Raw genomic sequence first — 21,393 nt, forward strand, 5'->3', positions numbered from 1 at the left:
CCACCCACTTGATTTGATATCTCCATAGAGTTTCGGCTGTCATAGCGAAGGGGAAACGCCCGGCTCCATTCCGAACCCGGAAGCTAAGCCCTTCAGCGCCGATGGTACTGCACTGGTGACGGTGTGGGAGAGTAGGACGCAGCCGGACACACTTTGTCAGAGCGCCCCGGACGGAACTTCATTGATCCGTCTGGGGCGCTCTTTCTTTTTTGTGCTCGATGACGCCAGAGGTGGCGCCGACCGTGGTCGGCGCGGAAGGATGCAGAACATGAGTGACCAGGACGGCAACGACAGCCGAGGCGACCGCCGCGACCGCGACGGCGGTCACCGAGGTCCCGCACGCAGCGGCGGGGCCGGACAGAGCTCGGGAGCGCCCAGGTCGGGTGCTCCCCGATCGTCGGCGCCGCGGCGAGATGACCGCGGGGGCTACCGCTCTGACGACCGACGCTCCAGCGGCGGCCGTGATGACCGCGGCGGTTACCGCTCTGATGACCGTCGCTCTGGTGGTGGCCGTGATGACCGGGGCGGCTACCGCCCGTCCAGCTCTGGCCGTGATGACCGCGGCGGTTACCGCTCTGATGACCGTCGCTCTGGTGGTGGCCGTGATGACCGGGGCGGCTACCGCCCGTCCAGCTCTGGCCGTGATGACCGGGGCGGTTACCGCTCTGATGACCGTCGCTCCAGCGGAGACCGTGACGACCGCGGCGGCTACCGCTCTGATGACCGTCGCTCTGGTGGCGGCCGTGATGACCGCGGTGGCTACCGCCCGTCCAGCTCTGGCCGTGACGACCGGGGCGGCTACCGCTCTGATGACCGTCGCTCTGGTGGTGGCCGTGATGACCGGGGCGGCTACCGCCCGTCCAGCTCTGGCCGTGATGACCGGGGCGGCTACCGCTCTGATGACCGTCGCTCCAGCGGCGGCCGTGATGACCGGGGTGGTTACCGCTCCGATGACCGTCGCTCCAGCGGCGGCCGTGATGACCGGGGTGGTTACCGCTCCGATGACCGTCGCTCCAGCGGCGGCCGGGATGACCGTGGTCCCCGACGATTCGACGACCGGCCCCGCGGCGGCGCCGGCCGCCCGCAGGACGACGACCGGCGCGGTGGTCCGCGCCTGACGCCCAAGTCGCCGCGCAAGCCCGAGCCGGCGATCCGCGAGGGCGTCACCGGCAACGAGGTCGATCGCGGCGTCAAGAACCAGCTGCGCACCCTGTCCAAGGAGAACGCGGAAGGCGTCGCCCAGCACCTCGTCATGGTGGCTGAGCTGCTCGACGTCGAGCCCGAGGCGGCCCTGGCCCACGCCGAGACCGCCGTGCGCCGCGCGGGACGTGTCCCTGCCGCGCGTGAGTCCCTGGGGTTGGTCGCCTACCGCCTCGGCGACTGGGCGCGGGCGCTCGGTGAGTTCCGCACGGTGCGCCGCCTGTCGGGGTCGAGCCACCTCCTGCCGCTCATGGTCGACTGCGAGCGCGCGCTCGGCCGTCACGACAAGGCGCTCGAGCTCGCGCAGTCGGACGAGGCCAACAACCTCGCCATCGACGACCGGGTCGAGCTCGCGATCGTCGTGTCCGGGATCCGTCGTGACCTCGGGCAGCTCGATGCCGCGGCCGCCGGTCTGAGCGACCTCGTGAAGCGGATCAACCCGAACCGTCCGTCGGCGGCTCGCCTGTTCTACGCCTATGCGGACGCCAAGCTCGCCGCGGGTGACGTCGAGGTGGCGCGTGACTGGTTCGCCAGGGCCGCGGATGCGGACCACGAGCTCACCACGGATGCTGCCGAGCGGCTCGAGGAGCTCGACGGCGTCGACGTCACCGACCTGCTGGGCGACGAAGAAGACGACGACGAGTTCGGCGACGCCGTCGTGTCCGACGAAAACGAGAACGACGACGACCAGCGCTGATCGCAGCCCGGTCAGGGTCCCAGCAACGGGTCCGATCGACAGGTCGGACCCGTGCCGGACCCGTACCGGACTCGACCAGCCGCTCCGCCGGTACGCCTTCGTCGTAGGGTCTTCTTCCGAGGAGGTGGCATGGACACCGTGAGCGCGGGCGAACCCCTGGTCGCGGGCTACGACGGGGTGGTGTGCGACCTCGACGGTGTCGTCTACCGCGGGTCGGACGCCGTGCCCGAGGCCGCGGAAGCCCTCCAGGAGCTCGTGGCCCGCGGCATGAAGGTCGTCTACGCCACGAACAACGCGTCGCGCGTGCCGGACGAGGTCGCAGCCCAGATCGCTGGCTTCGGCGCCCCGGCTACGCCCTCGGACGTCGTGACGAGCGCGCAGGCCGGTGCGGCGCAGCTTGCCGGCCAGCTCGAGCGGGGAGCAGCCGTTCTCGCCCTGGGTGGCGAGGGTGTCGTGGAGGCCCTGAAGGACGCCGGCCTCGTCCCCGTGTCCCCGGGCGGCGGTGCCGACGAGGTTGCCGGCGTCGCTGCCGTGCTCCAGGGATACGGCAAGCAGCTGCGCGTGAGCGACTTCGAGACGGCAGGGCGCGCGTTGACGACCGGGCTGCTCTGGGTCGCCACCAACGACGACGCGACCCTGCCCCTTCCGTGGGGGCAGTCGCCCGGGAACGGCGCCTATGTCGACCTGCTCGCCACCACTCTGGGGCGACGGCCGGCCGTCGTCGGCAAGCCGCACCCTCCGCTCTACCGCCTGGCGCTTGACCGCCTCGGGACGCGTCCGGACAGAACCCTCGCGGTCGGGGACCGGCTCGGCACCGACATCAGCGGCGCCGAGGCAGCAGGCATCGACTCGGCCTGGGTGCTGACCGGCGTCGACCGGCCGACCGACCTGGTGGCCGGCGACGCGTCCCCGACGTATGTCCTTGCCTCTCTCGACCAGCTCCTGCAGCCGTATGCCGCTCCCGTGCCGGACGCGGACGGGTGGCGGTGCGGCGCCGCCCGGGTGACCCACACCGACGACGGGCTGCACATCGAACGGGGGAGCGGGACGCCCATCGAGGTGGTGCGGGCGGGCCTGGCCGCACTGCTGCGCCTCCGGGCCGAGAGATCGGACCGCGACCAGCTCTGCCGGGACGCCGAGGCGCTCGACCGACTGCTCGACGACTCGCCAACGACCCCTCCCGCCACCGACCCGGTAGCGTGACCGCAGCGGACCAACCACCCGGCACGGAGGCAAAACATGTTTGGCGAGAGTGAGGCTCGACGCGACGACCTCGGGTCCGGCGAGCCGTCGGAGGTCGAGGGCAGCGCCGGGGAGGCCGTCACGGCACCCCGCCCGGCCGAGCCCGACCCGGACGAGACCCGCGACGTTCCGGAGCCGCCGGTGACGGGTGACGAAGCTGTGGACGAGGCGATGGCGCGCCTCGCCGAGGCGCAGCCCGGATCCTTCGCCGAACGCATCGAGGCGGGCGAGCACGCCCACCGCAGCCTGCAGAGCCGCCTCGGCGGTCTGGGTGGGGCGTGACGCGTCGCCTCGACGTCGAGCTCGTCACACGCGGACTCGCCAGGTCGCGCACCCAGGCGCGTGAGCTCGTCACCGCCGGAGTGGTGCGCGTCGACGGCAGGCCGGCGAGCAAGCCTGCTCTCCCGGTCGGCGATTCGTCGACCATCGAGCTGACCCGGGAGCCGGACCGCTGGGTGGGCCGCGCCGCCCTCAAGCTCCTGCACGCCCTGGACACCTGGCCCGTCCCCGTCGAGGGTCGGCGCTGCCTCGACGTCGGGGCGAGCACGGGTGGGTTCACCCAGGTGCTCCTCGAACGAGGGGCAGCTCACGTCACGGCGCTCGACGTCGGCCACGACCAGCTCGTCCAGTCCATCGCCACCGACCCGCGGGTGCGTGACCTGCCCGGTACCAACATCCGGGACGTCGACGCCGCGGGACTCGGTGGCGCCTTCGACCTCGTCGTCTCCGACCTCAGCTTCATCTCCCTCGCCATCGCCCTGCCCGCCATGCGCACCCTCGTCACCGACGACGGTGACCTGGTCGTGCTGGTCAAACCGCAGTTCGAGGTGGGTCGGGAGCGGCTCAGCCGATCCGGCGTGGTCAGTTCTCCGCACGAGCGCCGCCGCGTTCTCCGGAACGTGGCCGCCGTCGTCGCCGAGCAGGGACTGCACCTGCACGGGGCCACCGCCAGCCCGATAGCCGGCGGGGACGGCAACCGCGAGTTCCTCTTCTGGCTGGCTCCGAGACCCGTACCGGGCGCGTCCGTGACGGCGGTGGATGACATGCTGGAGGCCGTCGACCTGGAAGGACCCCCGTGACGCGCCGGATCCTGCTCGTGGCCCACCCGAGACGCCCCGAGGCGCTGACCGTCGCCAAGGGCGTCGTCGAACGCCTCACCCACCTCGGCATCGATGTGTCGCTGCAGGCCGACGAGGCCAAGGCCCTCGACCTCAAGGACAGCTCCCGCGTACACATCGCCTCCGCCGAGGAGCAGGTCGCGGAGGGGTGCGACCTCGTCGTGGTGCTCGGCGGTGACGGCACCATCCTGCGAGGCGCCGAGTTCGCCCGCAGCGTCGACGTGCCCCTGCTCGGCGTCAACCTCGGGCACGTCGGCTTCCTGGCCGAAGCGGAGCGCGACGACCTCGACGCCACGGTCGAGCACATCGCGAGCAGCAACTACGCCGTCGAGGAGCGCATGACGCTCCATGTCGACGCCAAGCTCCACGGCGACCTCATCGCGAGCAGCTGGGCGCTCAACGAGGTGAGCGTCGAGAAGGCGTCGCGCGAGCGAATGCTCGAGGTCACCGTCGAGGTCGACGGGCGACCCCTGTCGAGCTGGGGCTGCGACGGGGTCATCGTGTCGACGCCCACGGGCTCGACGGCCTACGCGTTCTCGGCCGGTGGGCCGGTCGTCTGGCCCCAGGTCGAGGCGATGCTCCTCGTCCCCAGCGCAGCTCACGCCCTCTTCGCCCGCCCACTCGTGCTCGGTCCCGACACGCATCTCGCGGTGGAGATCAAGGCCGCCACGGAGGGGGCCGGTGTCATGTGGTGCGACGGTCGACGGCACGTCGACCTCCCGCCCGGTGCGCGCATCGAGGTATGCCGTGGGGTGCGACCACTGCGACTCGCGCGCCTCACGAGCGCGCCCTTCACCGACCGCCTCGTGGCCAAGTTCAACCTGTCGGTGGCCGGCTGGCGCGGCAACGGCGACGGCGCGGCCGCCGTGGACGACGTGGACCTCAGTGAGGGTGCTCGGCCCTAAGGTGGTCCCGTGTTCAGCCAGATGAGGATCCGCGGCGTCGGCGTCATCGACGACGCCGTCCTCGACCTGAGCCCCGGGCTCAACGTGCTCACGGGTGAGACCGGGGCCGGTAAGACGATGGTCGTCTCGGGCCTCGGCCTGCTGCTCGGTGAGCGCGCCGACTCCGGGCTCGTCCGCACCGGCTCGTCGTCGGCCCTCGTCGAAGGCGTCGTGCAGCTGCCGCTCGACCACCCCGCCCTCATCCGGGCCGACGAGGCAGGTGCCGACCACGAGGACGGCGAGCTCGTCATCGCCCGCACGATCGCCGCGGCCGGCCGGTCTCGGGCCCACGTCGGTGGGCGCACGGCCCCCGTCGCGGTGCTCGCCGAGCTCGGACAGATGCTCGTGGCCGTGCACGGACAGGCCGACCAGTGGCGGCTCAAGCAGGGCGACGCCCACCGGGTGGTCCTCGACGACTTCGGCGGTCCCGCCCTCACCGCCCTTCGCGACCGGGTCGCCGAGCTCTACGACCGGTGGCGCGACTCCGCCCGCGAGCACGCCCGACTGGTCTCCGAGGCCCGTGAGCGCGCCCGCGAGATCGACTCGCTCACGGCCTCGCTCGAGGAGATCGAGGCGGTCGATCCCCAGCCCGGCGAGGACGCCGCGCTCCGCGCGGAGGACGAGCGGCTGGCGCACGCCGACACCCTCCGTCTTGCCGCCGCCCAGGCGCTCGCCGGCCTCAGCGGGGACGACTATGCCGCCGAACCGGCTCCGAACGTGCGCGACCTCATCGGGTCCGCGCGCGGCGCGCTCATGCCGGCGACCGCCCACGACCAGGCCCTCGCGGGGCTCGACGAGCGGCTGCACGAGGTCGGCACCCTCGTCACGGACCTCGCTGCTGACCTCACGGCATACCTCCAGGACGTCGACCTTGACCCCGAGCGACTCGGCTACGTGCAGGAGCGCAGGGCCGCCCTCGGGGTCCTGACGCGGAAGTACGGCGAGACGGTCGACGAGGTCCTCGAGTGGTCCGGGCGCAGCGCGGCCCGGCTCGACGAGCTCGTGACGGCCGACGACCGGGTCGAGCGTCTCGGCGCCGAGGTGGCCGAGCTCGAGGCCTCCCTCGGGGCCGCGGCGCTCGCCCTGTCCGACGCGCGCCGGGCGGCCGGTGACGACTTCGGCATCCGCGTGTCCCAGGAGCTGGCCCACCTGGCCATGGGCAAAGCCGTCGTCCACGTCGAGCTCCGCCGGCGGACCGACCCCGACGGCGTCGCGCTGCCCGACGGGGAGCGGGTCCGGCTCTCACGGCACGGGATCGACGACGTCGAGATCCTCCTCGCGGCCAACCCGGGTGCCACGCCACGCAGCGTCGCCCGCGCGGCCTCCGGCGGCGAGCTGTCGCGGGTCATGCTCGCGCTCGAGGTCGTGGGCTCGGCAAGCCCGTCGGGCGAGGCGCACGCTGGTCCGCCCACGTTCGTCTTCGACGAGGTCGACGCGGGAGTCGGCGGCCGGGCCGCGCTCGACGTCGGCGCGCGTCTCGCCGCCCTCGCCGAGCACGCCCAGGTCATCGTCGTCACCCACCTCGCACAGGTGGCGGCGTTCGCCGACCGGCACCTCGTCGTGCACAAGGCCGACGACGGACGCATCACCTCGAGCAGCGTCTCGGTCGTGGAGGGAGACGCCCGGTTGCGCGAGCTCTCGCGGATGATGGGCGGCGACCCCGACTCCGAGGCCGGTCTGGCGCATGCCGGTGACCTGCTCGAGCAGACCGGTGGCGCGCGGATCGGCCACCGGTAGGTCGCCCTCGGCGATGGGGCACGTGGCCGTCGACGTGGCCGCGGACCGATGGGCTCCTCAAATCCCGACGTGGCACGATTGAGGCCATCATGGCTCTTTCCATCCGCCGCCGTCCCCGTGCGCACGACCCCGGTCCCGGCGTCGTCGGCAGCGCGCGCGTCGATCGGCGGACCAAGACGCTGACCAAGCGCCTCCAGCCCGGCGACATCGCCGTCATCGACCACGCCGACCTCGACAAGGTCAGCGCCGACGCCCTCGTCGCGGTGCGTCCGGCAGCGGTGGTCAACGCCAGCGCCTCGATCAGTGGCCGCTACCCGAACCTCGGCCCGCAGATCCTCGTCGAGGCCGGCATCCCGCTCCTCGATGCCGCCGGCACGGAGGTCATGACCCTCTCGGACGGCCAGCCGCTGCGGCTCGACGGCGCCGACCTGTGGCAGGGCGAGACCAAGGTCGCCACGGGCACGGTGCTCGACGCCCAAGCCGTGCAGGCCCAGATGCACGAGGCGCGAGCCGGCCTCGCCGTGCAGATCGAGGCGTTCGCGACCAACACGATGGAGTACATCCGCAAGGAACGCGACCTCCTGCTCGACGGCGTCGGGGTGCCGGCGATCACGACCGAGCTCGACGGTCGTCACTGCCTCATCGTGGTGCGCGGCTACCACTACCGCGAGGACCTCGAGGCGCTGCGGCCCTACATCCGGGAGTACCGCCCCATCCTGATCGGGGTCGACGGCGGCGCTGACGCCATCCTCGAGTCCGGCCACAAGCCGGACCTCATCGTCGGCGACATGGACTCCGTCTCCGACAAGGCCCTGCGCTGCGGCGCCGAGATCGTCGTCCACGCCTACCGCGACGGCCGGGCCCCGGGACTCGCCCGCGTCGAGGCACTCGGGATCACCCCGGTCGTCTTCCCCGCCGCAGGCACGAGCGAGGACGTCGCGATGCTCCTCGCCGACGACTCCGGGGCCGAGCTCATCGTCGCCGTCGGCACCCACGTCACCCTGGTGGAGTTCCTCGACAAGGGTCGCGACGGCCAGGCCTCGACCTTTTTGACGCGCCTTCGCGTCGGCGGCAAGCTCGTGGACGCCAAGGGCGTCAGCCAGCTCTATCGGGCCCGGATCCCGGGGCGCCTGCTCGTGACCATGCTCCTCGTCGGCATGCTGGCCTTCATCGCCGCGCTGGCGTCGACTCCCGCCGGCCAGGTGTGGCTGCAGGTTCTCGCTGCCCGATGGGACGACCTCCGCACCGCCATCGTTGGGATCTTCACGTGATCGACTTCCGCTACCACCTCGTCTCGATCATCTCGGTGTTCCTCGCACTCGCGGTCGGTATCGTCCTCGGGGCCGGTCCTCTCCAGGGGAACCTCGGCGACCAGCTCAGTGAACAGGTCGCCGCGCTGCGCACCGAGAAGCAGGCCCTCAACGACAAACTCACGGTGAGTGAGAAGCTCGTCGAGGGCTCCGACGAGTACGCGGCGGCCGTTCAGCCCCGCATCGTCCGTGGCCGGCTCACCGGTCACCGTGCGGTCGTGGTCGTCATGCCGTCTGCCGACGGCACCATGGTGAGCAACCTCGAGGACGTCGTGACCCAGAGCGGCGCCGCCCTGGCCGGGACCGTCACGATCAGCCCCGACTGGTTCGACCCGAGCCAGTCGAGCGACCGGGCGAAGGCCGCTCATGACGCTGCGACCGCGCTCGGGCTCAGCACGTCCGCCACGGGTGACGCCCTGCTGCTCCAGGTCCTCGCCGACCTCACGGTCTCGACGGGCAGCACGGGCCCGTCGCCCCAGCGCTCCGCCGCCCTCAAGGTGCTCGTCGACGCGAACCTGCTCGACAGCACAGTCGCCGAGCTCGCGCCGTCGGACCTCGCCGTCGTCGTGTCCGGCGACTACGCCGGCACCGAACCGGTCGTCACGGCGCGGTCCGACGCCATCCGAGCCCTGGTCACCGCGCTCGCCGGGTCCTCCCATGCCACGGTCGTCGCCGGAGGCGACACCCTCGCTGCGGCGGGGCAGGCCGAGACGTCCAACGCGGTGCAGGCGGTCCGCGAGAAGTCGGAGACCGCCCAGATCGTCTCCACCGTGGACCACGCCCGCGCCGGCAGCGGCCCGGCGACCGTGGTGCTCGCCGTCGAGGGTGCGCTCGACCAGAGGATCGGCCACTACGGCATCGCCTCCGGCGCCACCGCCCGGGTCCCGCGGGTGCTCCCGTGACGCGGAGCCGTCGGCACGCGGGTTCGTCCGCCGTCGCATCGCTCGCTGCCGTCATCGGGTCTGCGGCGGTGTCCTGGTCGCTGCTGCGCACCGGCCGAGGCCTGCCGGCCGCAGTCCGCGACCCCTGGGCACGCACCAACCACGCCGGATCCACCGTCACCCTTCTCGAGGGGCCCGCCTGGGTCGGCGGCGCCGTGGCCGGTGCTGCGGCCGCGACCGCCGTCGGGGCAGTCGTCTCCCGCCTCGCGCCGGGAGCCGCCGGCCGGTCCGCCGGCCGGTCCGCCGGCGGCTCCGCCAGGGCGACGGCGATCGTCGCGTTGTCGGCCGGCGCCCTCGGCGCGCTCGACGACCTCGTCGGGGGCACCGCGGACAAGGGGCTCAAGGGCCACCTCCGCGCGCTCGGACGGGGCGAGGTCACGACGGGAGCCGTGAAGATCGTCGGGCTCGGCCTGACCGGGCTCCTCGGTGTGGCGCTCGTCGACTCCCGCGGACCCGGACGACCGGCCCGACCTGGACGACCGGGGCCGACGGGCGTGCTGTCCTCCCTGGTCGGCGGCGCGGTCGTGGCAGGAGCGGCCAACGCCGTCAACCTCTTCGACCTGCGGCCCGGACGCGCCCTCAAGGTCACCCTCGCCGCCGGGCTCCCGCTCGTCGGTGGCGTGGCCGCGGCCACGGCCGTCGGTTCCTCGCTCGGTGTCGTGCGCGACGACCTGAGGGCGTCGTCGATGCTCGGGGACACCGGGGCCAACGCGGCCGGCGCCCTCCTGGGTCTCGCTCTCGTCGAGCGCACCGGCCTCGTCGGCCGGGCAACCGCCCTCGCGGGCCTCGCCGCGTTGACCCTCGCCTCCGAACGGGTCAGCTTCACGCAGGTCATCGAGGCCAACCCGGTGCTGCGACGAGTCGACGAGTGGGGCCGTGAGCGCCGATGAGCGCTCCTGACGCGACGGCCGGCGGCCCGCCCTCCCATCGGGGGCTCCTGGCGACCGCAGGCACCATCGCCGTGATCACCCTCGTAGCGCGGGTCGTCGGCTTCGGACGATGGTTCGTCTTCTCGCACTCCGTCGGCGCCACCTGCGTCGGCAGCGTCTACCAGTCGGTCAACGCCGTGCCCAACGTGCTCTTCGAGATCGCGGCCGGGGGAGTGCTCGCCGCCGTTGCCGTCCCCCTCGTCGCGGGCGCACTCGCCCGCGGTGAACGGGCGGGCGCCGACGCCACCGCGTCGGCGCTGCTCACCTGGGCGGCTGTCGTGCTCGTGCCCCTCGGCGTCGTGGTCGCGCTCGCCGCGGGCCCGATCGCCGGCGCGCTGCTCGGGACGGGATGCGCCGGGGAGGTCGCGCTCGGCACGGACCTGCTGAGGATCTTCGCGGTCCAGGTCCCGCTCTACGGCGTGGCGATCGTCATGGCCGGGGTGCTGCAGGCGCACCACCGGTTCGTCGGCGCGGCTCTCGCGCCCCTGCTGTCGAGCCTCGTCGTCATCGCGACCTACCTCGCCTACCGCGCGCTCGCCGGCGACCCCGCGGCCCCCATCGACGAGGTCCCGCACGGCGCTCTCGTCGTGCTCGGCGTCGGCACGACGCTCGGCGTCGTGGCCCTCGCGCTGCCCCTGCTCGTCCCGGCGCGCCGGGCGGGCCTCCGGCTGCGTCCGCGGCTGCGCTTCCCCGACGGTGTGGCGAGCCGGGTCCGCGTGCTCGCGGTCTCGGGCCTCCTGGCCGTCGCGGGCCAGCAGATCGCGACGCTCGTCGTCATCCGCCTCGCCAACGACCGCGGAGGGGCGGGCACCCTGAACGTCTACACCTACGCCCAGGCCGTGACCCTGCTGCCGTATGCCGTCCTGGCCGTGCCGCTCGCGACGGCCGCCTTCCCGTCGCTGGCCGGCGCAGACGCCGGGCGTGGAGGAACCGTCGCGGCGCCGGGGGATCAGCCTGCGCACCGGGGGCATACGGCGCCTCCAGCGCATCGTGCGCAACCGGAGGCCCGGGACGTCGCGGCCGCGACGCTGCGCCGGGCCTGGCTCGCGACCCTGGTCGTGACGCTCCTCGGTGCGGCGACCCTCGTCGCGGTCGCGATCCCCGTCGGTGCCTTCTTCAGCGCCCTGGACGCCGGCTCCGGGTCCGAGGCGTCGCTCGAGACCCTGGCGACGATGGGCGACGCGGTGACGCTCTTCGCCCCGTCGGTGGTCGGCCTCGGCGTCATCGGTCTCCTCTCGAGAGCGTCCTACGTGCGCGGCTCGCCGCTCGCTGCCGGCGGCCTCGCCGCGGTGGGCTGGCTCGCCTCGGTCGTGCTGCCGCTCGTCGTGCTCGACGCCTCCGGTGCCGGCGGCCCGGAGACCCTGCGGGCGCTGGCAGCCGGCTCCAGCACCGGTCTCGCCCTCGGGGCGTCGCTGCTCGTCGTGCTCGTCGGGCGGACCTGGGGCTGGCGCGCGCTCTCGCTGCCGGCCCGACCCCTCGTGGCCACTCTGACCGCCGCCATCGTCGGCGCTGGGGTCGGACGTGGCGTCGCCTCGTGGCTGTCGGTGCGCGGTGTCGGGCAGTCGCTGGGCTCCAGCGTCGTCGTCGGAGTCGGTGTGGGCATCGTGGCCCTCCTCGTCATGGCGGGTCTCGCGGTCACGATCGACCGGTCCGTCCTCACCCGGGTGCGGCGCCCGCGACGTGACGCCGAGGCGGCGGACGTGGCCGCATGAGGATCCTCATGGTGCTCGGCCGGTCCACCGGCGGGGTCGGTGCTCACGTCGACACCCTCGTCGACGGGCTTCGCGACCTCGGCCACGACGTCGAGATCGTGACGGCGGAGGCCACGGCGCAGACCTTCGGCTGGCCCGACGCGCACCGGCTGTGGCCCGTCCACGGCGGCGCGCGCGCCCCACGCGGTCTCGTGGACTGGCACCGCATCATGCAGCTCGCCGGCACCGTCGACGTCGTGCACGCGCACGGTCACCAGGCCGCGGTCATCGCGGCCGTGGCGGTCGCACGCGCCCGGCCCCGGCCTCGCCTCGTCCTGTCCCTCCACAACGACCTGCCGCCGGTCCCGCGCTCCGCTCCTGCCCGCACGGGGGCGGGCGTCGCGCGCCGTCTCGTCGCGTGGTCGCTGCGCCGGGCCGACCTCGTCACCGGGGCGAGCGCCGACCTCGTCGAGCTCGCCGTCTCGCTGGGGGCGCGCCGAACCGAGCTGGCCACCGTGCCGTCGGCGGCCGTGGGGGCCCTCCTGCGGTCCGAGCCCCTCGCCCCGGCCGGGCGGGGTGCCCTACTCGCCGGGGCCGGCATCCGGCTCGACCAGCCGGTCGTGCTCACCGTCTCGCGCATCGCCCCGCAGAAGGACCTCCCGACGCTCGTGCAGGCCGCCCGGCTCTCCCGCGTCCCCGCGACCTGGGTCGTCGTCGGGGCCGGCGACGAGCGGCTGCGCGCCCGACTCGAGCAGGAGGCGGACGGCATACGCCAGCGGGAGGGGGAGGGTCCCGTCGTCCGGTTCGTGGGGGCTCGCACCGACGTGGGGGACTGGCTCCGGGCTGCGGACGCCTTCGTCCTCACGAGCCGGTGGGAGGCCCGCGCGCTCGTCGTCCAGGAGGCCATGGCGGCCGGTCTCGCCGTGGTGGTGACCAGGACCGGTGGCCTCCCCGACCTCGTCGGCGACGCGGGTTGCCTTGTCGCCGTGGGCGACCCGTCCGCAGTGGCCGCCCAGGTGGACCTCCTCCTCTCCGACCCGGAGAACCGGGCGCGTCGAGGTGCCGCCGCACGGGCCCGCGCCGCGACGTGGGCGACTCCCGACGCCGAGACGCGCCGGTGGGTGGACCGCTACGCAGCGGACCCCGTCGGCATGACGTAGACTCGAAGCCCGTGGTGGAAACGACGAAGCACATCTTTGTGACCGGGGGCGTTGCCTCCTCTCTCGGCAAGGGCCTGACAGCCTCGAGCCTCGGACGACTTCTCAGATCGCGGGGCCTACGGGTCACGATGCAGAAGCTCGACCCCTACATCAACGTCGATCCCGGGACGATGAACCCGTTCCAGCACGGCGAGGTCTTCGTGACCGACGACGGGGCGGAGACCGACCTCGACATCGGTCACTACGAACGCTTCCTCGACGTCAACCTCGTCGGCAGCGCCAACGTGACGACCGGACAGGTCTACAACCACGTCATCGCCAAGGAGCGTCGCGGCGAGTACCTCGGCGACACCGTCCAGGTCATCCCGCACATCACCAACGAGATCGTCGCCCGCATGCGCGCCCTCGCCACCGGAGGTCCGGACGCTCCGGACGTCATCATCACCGAGATCGGTGGCACGGTCGGCGACATCGAGTCGCTGCCCTTCCTCGAGGCGGCGCGCCAGGTGCGCCACCTCATCGGCCGCGACAACAGCTTCTTCCTCCACGTCTCGCTCGTGCCCTACCTCGCGCCGAGCGGCGAGCTCAAGACGAAGCCGACCCAGCACTCCGTCGCCGCGCTGCGGCAGGTCGGCATCCAGCCCGACGGGCTCGTGCTGCGGGCCGACCGTGACATCCCCGACCCGATCAAGCGCAAGATCTCGCTCATGTGCGACGTCGACGTCACGGCGGTCGCCGCCTGCGTCGATGCGCCGAGCATCTACGACATCCCCAAGGTGCTGCACCGCGAGGGGCTCGATGCGTACGTCATCCGGCGTCTCGGCCTGGGCTTCCGCGACGTCGACTGGACCGAGTGGGACCAGCTGCTCCAGCGCGTGCACGACCCGGAGCACGCCATCGAGATCGCCCTCGTCGGCAAGTACATCGACCTGCCCGACGCCTACCTCTCGGTCACCGAGGCGCTGCGCGCCGGTGGATTCCACCACGACGCGAAGGTCAGCATCCGCTGGGTCGCCAGCGACGAGTGCCAGACCCCGGCCGGTGCCCAGCGGGCTCTCGGCGGTGTCGACGCCGTCCTGGTCCCGGGCGGCTTCGGCGTGCGCGGCATCGAGGGCAAGCTCGGCGCGCTGACGTGGGCGCGCGAGAAGCAGGTGCCCACCCTCGGCATCTGTCTCGGGCTGCAGTGCATGGTCATCGAGTACGCCCGCACGGTCCTCGGCAACGAGGACGCGAGCTCGACGGAGTTCGACCCCGAGACGGCCCACCCGGTCATCGCGACCATGGAGGAGCAGAAGGCGTTCGTCGAGGGCGCCGGCGACCTCGGCGGCACGATGCGTCTCGGCTCCTACCCCGCCGCGCTCAAGGAGGGCAGCGTCACCCGCGCCGCCTACGGGCAGGCCGAGGTCCAGGAGCGCCACCGCCACCGCTACGAGGTGAACAACTCCTACCGCGACGACCTCGAGAAGGCGGGCCTCGTCTTCTCCGGCACGTCGCCCGACGGCATGCTCGTCGAGTTCGTCGAGCTGCCGCGTGAGGTTCACCCGTACTACGTGTCGACGCAGGCGCACCCGGAGTTCCTGTCGCGCCCCAACCGTGCGCACCCGCTCTTCGCGGGTCTCGTCGGCGCCGCCCTCGAGCGTCAGCGCAGTGAGCGGCTCGTGGAGGTCGAGCGCCACCGCGCCGCTGCCGACGCGGGCCGGGCGGAGCGCGACACGGACGAGTACGCCTCGGTGTCCGCGGCGGGCGCCTCCTCGGACGCCGGCTGAACCGCCGGTGAGCCTGGACGCACCGAGCGGCACGGGAGCCGACCTCGTCGAGGAGTGGACCGCCGAGCCCGTCCTCGAGTCGACGACGCCGTTCGAGGGGATCATCTTCGACGTCGTGCGCGAGCGCGTCGACCTCGGTGCGGGTGGCGTCGTGACGCGCGACTTCGTGACGCATCCCGGGGCCGTCGCCGTGCTCGCCCTGCGTGAGCGGGGCGGCGTCGACCAGGTGCTCATGATCCGGCAGTACCGACACGCGACCGGGGGTCACGTGTGGGAGCTGCCCGCGGGCCTGCTCGACGTCGACGGCGAGCCGCCGTGGGAGGCCGCCGCGCGCGAGCTCGCCGAGGAGGTCGACCTGACGGCCGGCGAGTGGCACGTGCTGGCCGACGACATCACGTCACCCGGCGCGTTCCCCGAGACGGTGCGGATCTTCCTGGCCCGCCGCCTGCAGGAGGTGGCGGCTGCCGACGCGCACCAGCGCACGGCGGAGGAGCTGAGCCTGCGACCGCTGTGGGTGTCACTCGACGACGCCGTCGACGCTGCTCTCGCAGGCCGCATCAGCAACTCCGCCACACTCGTCGGGCTGCTCTCCGCGGGCCTGTCCCGCGGCCGCGGCTGGTCTACGCTGCGGCCGCACGACGCCCCGTGGCCGGCCCGAGAAGCGCAACGCGCCCGGTCGTGAGCGGGGGAGCGTTCGGCGGCGCGCTGCTCCGTCCCTGTCCCTGTGGCGGCGGCCCTGACACGCTGGCGTATGCCGCTTGCTGCGGGCCGCTCCACGCCGGCGAAGGCTGGGCGACCACGGCGGAGGAGCTGATGCGCTCGCGCTACTCCGCCTTCGCGGTGGGCGATGACGCCTACCTCCTGCGCACGTGGCATCCGCGCACCCGGCCGGACCGGATCGACCTCGACCCGGCCACCCGGTGGGTCGGCCTGACGGTGCTGCGCACCCGGGCCGGGGCCGGCGGCGAGCCAACCGGCGTGGTCGAGTTCGTCGCGCGCTGGTCGCAGGGGACGTCTCGCACCGGGTCCGACCGCGGCACGCTGCACGAGGTGAGCCGCTTCGAGCGTGGCGCCGGGCGCTGGCTCTACGTCGACGGGCAACCCGGCTGAGGCCAGCGCCTCCACCTGCGTCACGAGCCGCAGCACGGGCGGCCCAGGGGTGGTCCACGGGCGGTCCACGGAGCGGGCTGGGTCGGCTGTCGAGATCAACCGGCGCTGGGGCTGTTGACGGGGCGGTCGCGCGAGCGGAGAGTCGACGCGGGGGGCTCTGCCAGGGGGCAGCGCCGCGGGTGTATCACGGCGCCGGTTCGCGGTCCTGATCCTGTGCACCGCCGAGCCGGCGGGCCTCAGGACACCACCTGCGCTTTGCACCTCAAAGGAGAATGCGATGACCGAGCAGCCGCCCACCACATCAGGGGCTGTGCGCCTGATCTTCGAGTACGACGGGGACACGGTGCGACTCATCTCGCAGACCCCGGTCGACGTCGACATCCCGCGCCCCGCGCCGACCGAAGAGCCGGCCGACCACTTCGTCGAGAGCAGGAGCGTCGCCGGGACCGTGCTGGCCAGGGTGCCGGTCCGCGGCGCCTTCCAGCAGAGTGCGGAGGTCTTCCCCGAGGACCACGAGGAGGCGATCACCCGCGTCGACGCTGCGGCGCAGGGCGCGTTCACCGTCGTGGTCCCCGCCGACGACGAGGCCGTGCGCGTGGCGGTCATGAGGGCGGGCAGGGCTCGCACCGACCGCGACCTCGCGCCGGGCCAGGGGGTCGGGGCGGACGACCTCGAGCTCGGCAGCTTCCCGCTCCACGGGAAGCGGTGACGATCATGACGACCTCAGACGGGACCGTCCAGGGCGCCACCCAGATCTCCGGCGCCGCCCCGCGCAACCGGGCCTTCTCGATCGTGCTGCTGGCCGACGGGTTCACCGCCGCCCAGCAGACCGACTTCAACAACGCGTGCGCCGCCTTCGTGACGGCCCTGCTCGCGACACCGCCCTACGACGCGCTCGTGCCGGCCATCAACATCTGGCGTGTCAACGTCGCCTCCACCGACTCGGGTGCCGACGACCCGGTCAGCGGCGGCGGGACCGGCGCCACGGCACGGACCTACTTCGACTCCAGCTTCGGCGGCAACGGCATCCGCCGGCTGTTGATCTGCAACAACACGACGGTGCTCGTCACAGCGGCTGCGCAGGTCCCCGAGTTCTCGGTGGCCATCGTGGTGGTGAACTCGACCATCTACGGCGGCAGCGGTGGCTCCGTCGGCACCTACTCGCTCGCGGGTGGGGCGACGGAGATCGCGATCCACGAGATCGGCCACACCGCATACGGGCTGGCCGACGAGTACCCCTACTACGCCGGCGGCGCCGAGACCGGTCACGACCACCACCCCGCGACCGAACCCACGGAGCCCAACGTCACGATCAACACGGACCGGGCCACCCTGAAGTGGGGCTGGGCCGTGGCTGCGACGACCGCGCTCCCGACGATGAGCAACCCCGACTGCAGCACGGTCGACTCCCGCCCGAGCCCCGTGCCCTCGGGGACCGTCGGCCTCTTCGAGGGGGCGCACTACTTCCACTGCGGAGCCTTCAGGCCCGAGTACAACTGCAAGATGCGCGCGCTCAGCGTCCCGTTCTGCGCCGTCTGCCGGCAGGTCATCCGCAACCGCATCGGACCGTTGATGACGGCCCCACCGGCGGTCGCGGACCCGACGGCGTACGCGTTCACGCACGAGGCTCGCAACCTGGCGGAGCAGCACAACCTGTTCCGCACGGGTGACGGTCACATCCACGCGTTGTGGTTCAACTTCGAGAGTGGTTGGCACCATGAGGATCGCACGGCGATGCTCGGGGCGCCCCCGTCGGTGGGTCAGGCCGGGGTGTACACCTTCACGCACGAGAGGCGGAACCTCGCGGAGCAGCACAACCTTTTCCGGACGGGTGATGGTCACATCCACGCGTTGTGGTTCAACTTCGAGAGTGGTTGGCACCATGAGGATCGCACGGCGATGGTGGGGGCCCCGGCCTCGGTCGGTGACCCGTTCGGCTACACGTTCACGCACGAGGGGCGCAACCTGGCGGAGCAGCACAACCTGTTCCGCACGGGTGATGGTCACATCCACGCGTTGTGGTTCAACTTCGAGAGTGGTTGGCACCACGAGGATCGCACGGCGATGCTCGGGGCACCTCCGGCGGTGAGTGACCCGTTCGGCTACACGTTCACGCACGAAGCCCGAAACCTGGCGGAGCAGCACAACCTGTTCCGCACGGGCGACGGTCACATCCACGCGTTGTGGTTCAACTTCGAGAGTGGTTGGCACCACGAGGATCGCACGGCGATGCTCGGGGCACCTCCGGCGGTGAGTGACCCGTTCGGCTACACCTTCACGAACGAAGCCCGAAACCTGGCGGAGCAGCACAACCTCTTCCGCACGGGCGACGGTCACATCCACGCGTTGTGGTTCAACTTCGAGAGTGGTTGGCACCATGAGGATCGCACGGCGATGCTCGGGGCACCTCCGGCCTCGGTCGGTGACCCGTTCGGCTACACGTTCACGCACGAAGCCCGAAACCTGGCGGAGCAGCACAACCTTTTCCGCACGGGTGACGGTCACACCCACGCGTTGTGGTTCAACTTCGAGAGTGGTTGGCACCATGAGGATCGCACGGCGATGCTGGGGGCCCCGGCCTCGGTCGGTGACCCGTTCGGCTACACGTTCACGCACGAGGGGCGCAACCTGGCCGAGCAGCACAACCTTTTCCGCACGGGCGACGGTCACATCCACGCGTTGTGGTTCAACTTCGAGAGTGGTTGGCACCACGAGGACCGCAGCCTCTGATCACGGAGGGACAGCGAGACCTCGGCCGCCGTCGAGGTCTCGCTGTGGGGTGGAGTGCGCAGGGCGAAGGGCCGAGGGGCGCAACCGGTCTAGGATTGGTCCTCGGTGCTCGCCGCCGCCCTGCGGCGCGGGTGCCGTGCTCGTCCACTGCTCAGCCCTGGTGGTGGCCGCCATGCCGCCCGAACCCTGTCCCGGAAGGACCCTCCGTGCTCCGCACTCACGAGGCCGGCACTCTCCGTGCCGACCACGCAGGCCAGACCGTCACCCTCACCGGTTGGGTGGCGCGGCGTCGAGACCACGGCGGGGTCGCCTTCCTCGACCTGCGCGACGCCTCGGGCGTCGCCCAGGTCGTCGCGCGCGACGAGGTGCTCGCCCAGGGTGGCGCCCACGACGTGCGCAACGAGTTCTGCGTCAAGGTCACCGGCGAGGTGCGCGAGCGCCCCGAGGGCAACGCCAACCCCGACCTGCCCACCGGCGAGATCGAGGTCATCGTCAGCGACCTCGAGGTCCTCAACCCCGCGGCGCCGCTGCCCTTCCAGATCGACGAGCGGGTCACCGTCGGCGAGGAGGCCCGCCTCAAGCACCGCTACCTCGACCTGCGTCGTCCCGGGGCGAGCTCGGCCGGTGCCGCGATCCGACTGCGCTCGCGCGTCAACGCCGCGGCCCGAGAGGTCCTCGGCGCCCGCGACTTCGTCGAGATCGAGACGCCGACGCTGACCCGCTCGACCCCGGAGGGCGCCCGCGACTTCCTCGTGCCGGCGCGCCTGGCGCCCGGGTCGTGGTACGCCCTGCCGCAGAGCCCGCAGCTGTTCAAGCAGCTGCTCATGGTGGCGGGCATGGAGCGCTACTACCAGATCGCCCGCTGCTACCGCGACGAGGACTTCCGCGCCGACCGCCAGCCGGAGTTCACGCAGCTCGACGTCGAGATGAGCTTCGTCGACCAGGACGACGTCATGGAGCTCGGCGAGGCGATCATCGCCGCGTTGTGGCGCCTCATCGGTGTCGAGCTCGAGGCGCCGTTCCTGCGGATGACCTACGCCGACGCGATGGCCCGCTACGGCTCCGACAAGCCCGACCTGCGCTTCGGCAACGAGCTCGTCGAGTGCACCGACTTCTTCAAGGACACCACCTTCCGCGTCTTCCAGTCCGACTACGTCGGCGCGGTCGTCATGCCCGGCGGCGCGAGCCAGCCCCGCAAGCAGCTCGACGCCTGGCAGGAGTGGGCCAAGCAGCGCGGCGCCCGCGGCCTCGCCTACGTCCTCGTCCAGGAGGACGGTGAGCTCGGCGGCCCGGTCGCCAAGAACCTCACCGACGCCGAGCGGGCCGGCCTCGCCGCGCACGTCGGCGCGAAGCCCGGCGACTGCATCTTCTTCGCCGCCGGTGCCGCAAAGGCGTCCCGGGCGCTGCTCGGCGCTGCCCGCCTCGAGATCGGCAAGCGCTGCGGTCTCATCGACGAGGACGCGTGGAGCTTCCTCTGGGTCCTCGACGCGCCGCTCTTCGAGCCGGCCGCCGACGCGACGGCCTCGGGCGACGTCGCCCTCGGCTACAGCGCCTGGACCGCCGTGCACCACGCCTTCACGTCGCCGAAGAAGGAGTTCGAGGACACCTTCGACAGCGACCCCGGCTCGGCGCTCGCGTACGCGTACGACATCGTCTGCAACGGCAACGAGATCGGCGGCGGCTCGATCCGAATCCACCGCCGCGACGTGCAGGAGCGGGTCTTCCGGGTCATGGGGATCTCGCAGGAGGAGGCCCAGGAGAAGTTCGGCTTCCTCCTCGAGGCCTTCGCCTTCGGCGCCCCGCCGCACGGCGGCATCGCCTTCGGCTGGGACCGCATCGTCTCTCTCCTCGCGCACACCGACTCGATCCGCGACGTCATCGCGTTCCCGAAGTCCGGTGGCGGCTACGACCCGCTGACCGCCGCTCCGGCGCCGATCACGCCCGAGCAGCGCAAGGAGGCCGGCGTCGACGCGAAGCCGGCCGGGTCGGCCCCCGCCCCACAGGGCGCACCCGAGGTCAGCCCGAAGCAGAGCTGAGCCCGAAGGCTCGTCAAGCCGTGTCTCGGGTCGGGTGACGCGCAGCCGAACCGCGCCACCACAACTCCGCCGGGGCGGGGATGTGGCGGTTCGGGCAGGCCGCGGGACCGTCACAAGTCCGCCGGGGCGGGGATGTGGCGGTTCGGGCAGGGCGCGGGACCGTCACAAGTCCGCCGGGGCGGGGATGTGGCGGTTCGGGAAGGCCGCGGGACCGTCACAAGTCCGCCGGGGCCGGGAAGGTATGCCGGGTGCGCGAGCCGGGCGGACGGCATACGCACGCTGGTGACCGGTCCACGACGGGGACCGCTCGGGCAGGATGGGGTCGTGGCGGAGCGAAGCGTGCGCGCACCGGACGACGTGCTCGTCCACCTGCGCCGTGCCCGCGACGTCGCAGACCGTGACTTCGCCCAGCCGCTCGACCTCGAGGCGCTCGCCGCCGAGGCCCGGCTGTCGAAGTTCCACTTCCTGCGCCTCTTCCGGGCGACGTACGGGGTCACGCCCGTCGAGTACGTGTCGACGCGGCGGATCGAGCGGGCGCAGGACCTGTTGCGCTCGACCAATCTCACCGTCACCGAGGTCTGTCACGCGGTCGGCTTCACGAGCCTCGGGTCGTTCAGCAGCCGCTTCCGTGCGGTCGTCGGGGAGAGCCCGAGCAGCTTCCAGGCCCGGTACGCCGAAACGGGGGCGCCCCACATCCCGGGTTGCGTCCTCTTCATGTGGGGTCTGGCCGAGCGCTCCGCAACGGAGGAGAAGCGGCCCGACCGGGACGCGCCCTAGCGTGG

Annotated in this window: 19 protein-coding genes and 1 rRNA gene; all 20 read left to right on the forward strand. The window is 72.5% G+C overall.

The genetic code is table 11. The features are described from left to right. The first annotated feature begins 31 nt into the window (after positions 1-31). A 5S ribosomal RNA gene (rrf, locus tag AC1DIW_RS15255) occupies positions 32-148 on the forward strand. Between the two features lie 313 nt (positions 149-461). Next, complete coding sequence (locus AC1DIW_RS15260) at positions 462-1,118, forward strand: hypothetical protein (protein WP_478109204.1); 657 nt, start codon at positions 462-464, stop codon at positions 1,116-1,118. A gap of 134 nt (positions 1,119-1,252) precedes the next feature. Next, positions 1,253-1,897, forward strand: a complete 645-nt coding sequence (locus tag AC1DIW_RS15265) for a tetratricopeptide repeat protein (protein WP_442277939.1) — start codon at positions 1,253-1,255, stop codon at positions 1,895-1,897. Positions 1,898-2,026: 129 nt separating this feature from the next. Beyond that, positions 2,027-3,100, forward strand: a complete 1,074-nt coding sequence (locus AC1DIW_RS15270; protein ID WP_478109206.1) for an HAD-IIA family hydrolase — start codon at positions 2,027-2,029, stop codon at positions 3,098-3,100. A 36-nt stretch (positions 3,101-3,136) separates the two neighbouring features. Next, complete coding sequence (locus AC1DIW_RS15275) at positions 3,137-3,421, forward strand: hypothetical protein (protein WP_478109208.1); 285 nt, start codon at positions 3,137-3,139, stop codon at positions 3,419-3,421. Then, a complete protein-coding gene (locus tag AC1DIW_RS15280; RefSeq protein WP_478109210.1) occupies positions 3,418-4,218 on the forward strand; it encodes a TlyA family RNA methyltransferase in 801 nt (266 codons plus the stop codon). The genes AC1DIW_RS15275 and AC1DIW_RS15280 overlap by 4 nt, the downstream gene beginning before the upstream one ends. Next, positions 4,215-5,162, forward strand: coding sequence for an NAD kinase (locus tag AC1DIW_RS15285; RefSeq protein WP_442277943.1), 948 nt, complete (start codon positions 4,215-4,217; stop codon positions 5,160-5,162). Before AC1DIW_RS15280 ends, AC1DIW_RS15285 begins: the two co-directional genes overlap by 4 nt. A 9-nt stretch (positions 5,163-5,171) precedes the next feature. Continuing rightward, the gene (gene recN / locus AC1DIW_RS15290; RefSeq protein WP_478109212.1) at positions 5,172-6,938 is read left to right on the forward strand and encodes a DNA repair protein RecN; all 1,767 of its coding nucleotides are present in this window, start codon (positions 5,172-5,174) and stop codon (positions 6,936-6,938) included. Positions 6,939-7,027: 89 nt separating this feature from the next. Next, positions 7,028-8,209 carry a putative cytokinetic ring protein SteA gene (gene steA / locus AC1DIW_RS15295; RefSeq protein WP_442277945.1) on the forward strand — a complete coding sequence of 394 codons (1,182 nt, stop codon included), beginning with the start codon at positions 7,028-7,030 and terminating at the stop codon, positions 8,207-8,209. Next, positions 8,206-9,150, forward strand: coding sequence for a copper transporter (locus tag AC1DIW_RS15300; protein WP_478109214.1), 945 nt, complete (start codon positions 8,206-8,208; stop codon positions 9,148-9,150). The genes steA and AC1DIW_RS15300 overlap by 4 nt, the downstream gene beginning before the upstream one ends. Continuing rightward, positions 9,147-10,079 (forward strand): hypothetical protein, encoded by a 933-nt coding sequence (locus tag AC1DIW_RS15305; protein WP_478109216.1) that lies wholly within the window; start codon positions 9,147-9,149, stop codon positions 10,077-10,079. The genes AC1DIW_RS15300 and AC1DIW_RS15305 overlap by 4 nt, the downstream gene beginning before the upstream one ends. Beyond that, a complete protein-coding gene (gene murJ / locus AC1DIW_RS15310; RefSeq protein WP_478109218.1) occupies positions 10,076-11,830 on the forward strand; it encodes a murein biosynthesis integral membrane protein MurJ in 1,755 nt (584 codons plus the stop codon). The genes AC1DIW_RS15305 and murJ overlap by 4 nt, the downstream gene beginning before the upstream one ends. Beyond that, a complete protein-coding gene (locus AC1DIW_RS15315; RefSeq protein ID WP_478109220.1) occupies positions 11,827-12,969 on the forward strand; it encodes a glycosyltransferase family 4 protein in 1,143 nt (380 codons plus the stop codon). Before murJ ends, AC1DIW_RS15315 begins: the two co-directional genes overlap by 4 nt. 11 nt (positions 12,970-12,980) lie before the next feature. After that, positions 12,981-14,735 carry a CTP synthase gene (locus AC1DIW_RS15320; protein WP_442277950.1) on the forward strand — a complete coding sequence of 585 codons (1,755 nt, stop codon included), beginning with the start codon at positions 12,981-12,983 and terminating at the stop codon, positions 14,733-14,735. Positions 14,736-14,742: 7 nt separating this feature from the next. Next, positions 14,743-15,417, forward strand: a complete 675-nt coding sequence (locus tag AC1DIW_RS15325) for an NUDIX domain-containing protein (protein ID WP_442277951.1) — start codon at positions 14,743-14,745, stop codon at positions 15,415-15,417. After that, positions 15,414-15,845 (forward strand): YchJ family protein, encoded by a 432-nt coding sequence (locus AC1DIW_RS15330; protein ID WP_478109222.1) that lies wholly within the window; start codon positions 15,414-15,416, stop codon positions 15,843-15,845. The genes AC1DIW_RS15325 and AC1DIW_RS15330 overlap by 4 nt, the downstream gene beginning before the upstream one ends. 277 nt (positions 15,846-16,122) lie before the next feature. Then, positions 16,123-16,554: a hypothetical protein gene (locus AC1DIW_RS15335; RefSeq protein ID WP_442277953.1), complete on the forward strand. Its 432-nt coding sequence runs from the start codon at positions 16,123-16,125 to the stop codon at positions 16,552-16,554. Positions 16,555-16,559: 5 nt separating this feature from the next. Next, entirely contained in the window at positions 16,560-18,575 is a 2,016-nt protein-coding gene (locus AC1DIW_RS15340) for a M64 family metallopeptidase (RefSeq protein WP_478109224.1), read from the forward strand. 206 nt (positions 18,576-18,781) lie between these two features. Beyond that, positions 18,782-20,611: an aspartate--tRNA ligase gene (aspS, locus tag AC1DIW_RS15345; RefSeq protein WP_478109226.1), complete on the forward strand. Its 1,830-nt coding sequence runs from the start codon at positions 18,782-18,784 to the stop codon at positions 20,609-20,611. A 324-nt stretch (positions 20,612-20,935) separates the two neighbouring features. After that, a complete protein-coding gene (locus AC1DIW_RS15350) occupies positions 20,936-21,388 on the forward strand; it encodes a helix-turn-helix transcriptional regulator (RefSeq protein ID WP_478109228.1) in 453 nt (150 codons plus the stop codon). Positions 21,389-21,393 lie beyond the last annotated feature (5 nt).

Source organism: Terrabacter sp. 01T434, from assembly GCF_056398545.1.

What these genes read in the sequence shown, in the direction of transcription:
- murJ (WP_478109218.1), top strand. Translation starts at nt 10,076, where the DNA reads ATGAGCGCTCCTGACGCGACGGCCGGCGGCCCGCCCTCCCATCGGGGG.
- AC1DIW_RS15315 (WP_478109220.1), top strand. Translation starts at nt 11,827, where the DNA reads ATGAGGATCCTCATGGTGCTCGGCCGGTCCACCGGCGGGGTCGGTGCT.
- steA (WP_442277945.1), top strand. Translation starts at nt 7,028, where the DNA reads ATGGCTCTTTCCATCCGCCGCCGTCCCCGTGCGCACGACCCCGGTCCC.
- AC1DIW_RS15335 (WP_442277953.1), top strand. Translation starts at nt 16,123, where the DNA reads ATGACCGAGCAGCCGCCCACCACATCAGGGGCTGTGCGCCTGATCTTC.
- AC1DIW_RS15275 (WP_478109208.1), top strand. Translation starts at nt 3,137, where the DNA reads ATGTTTGGCGAGAGTGAGGCTCGACGCGACGACCTCGGGTCCGGCGAG.
- AC1DIW_RS15265 (WP_442277939.1), top strand. Translation starts at nt 1,253, where the DNA reads ATGGTGGCTGAGCTGCTCGACGTCGAGCCCGAGGCGGCCCTGGCCCAC.
- AC1DIW_RS15340 (WP_478109224.1), top strand. Translation starts at nt 16,560, where the DNA reads ATGACGACCTCAGACGGGACCGTCCAGGGCGCCACCCAGATCTCCGGC.
- AC1DIW_RS15270 (WP_478109206.1), top strand. Translation starts at nt 2,027, where the DNA reads ATGGACACCGTGAGCGCGGGCGAACCCCTGGTCGCGGGCTACGACGGG.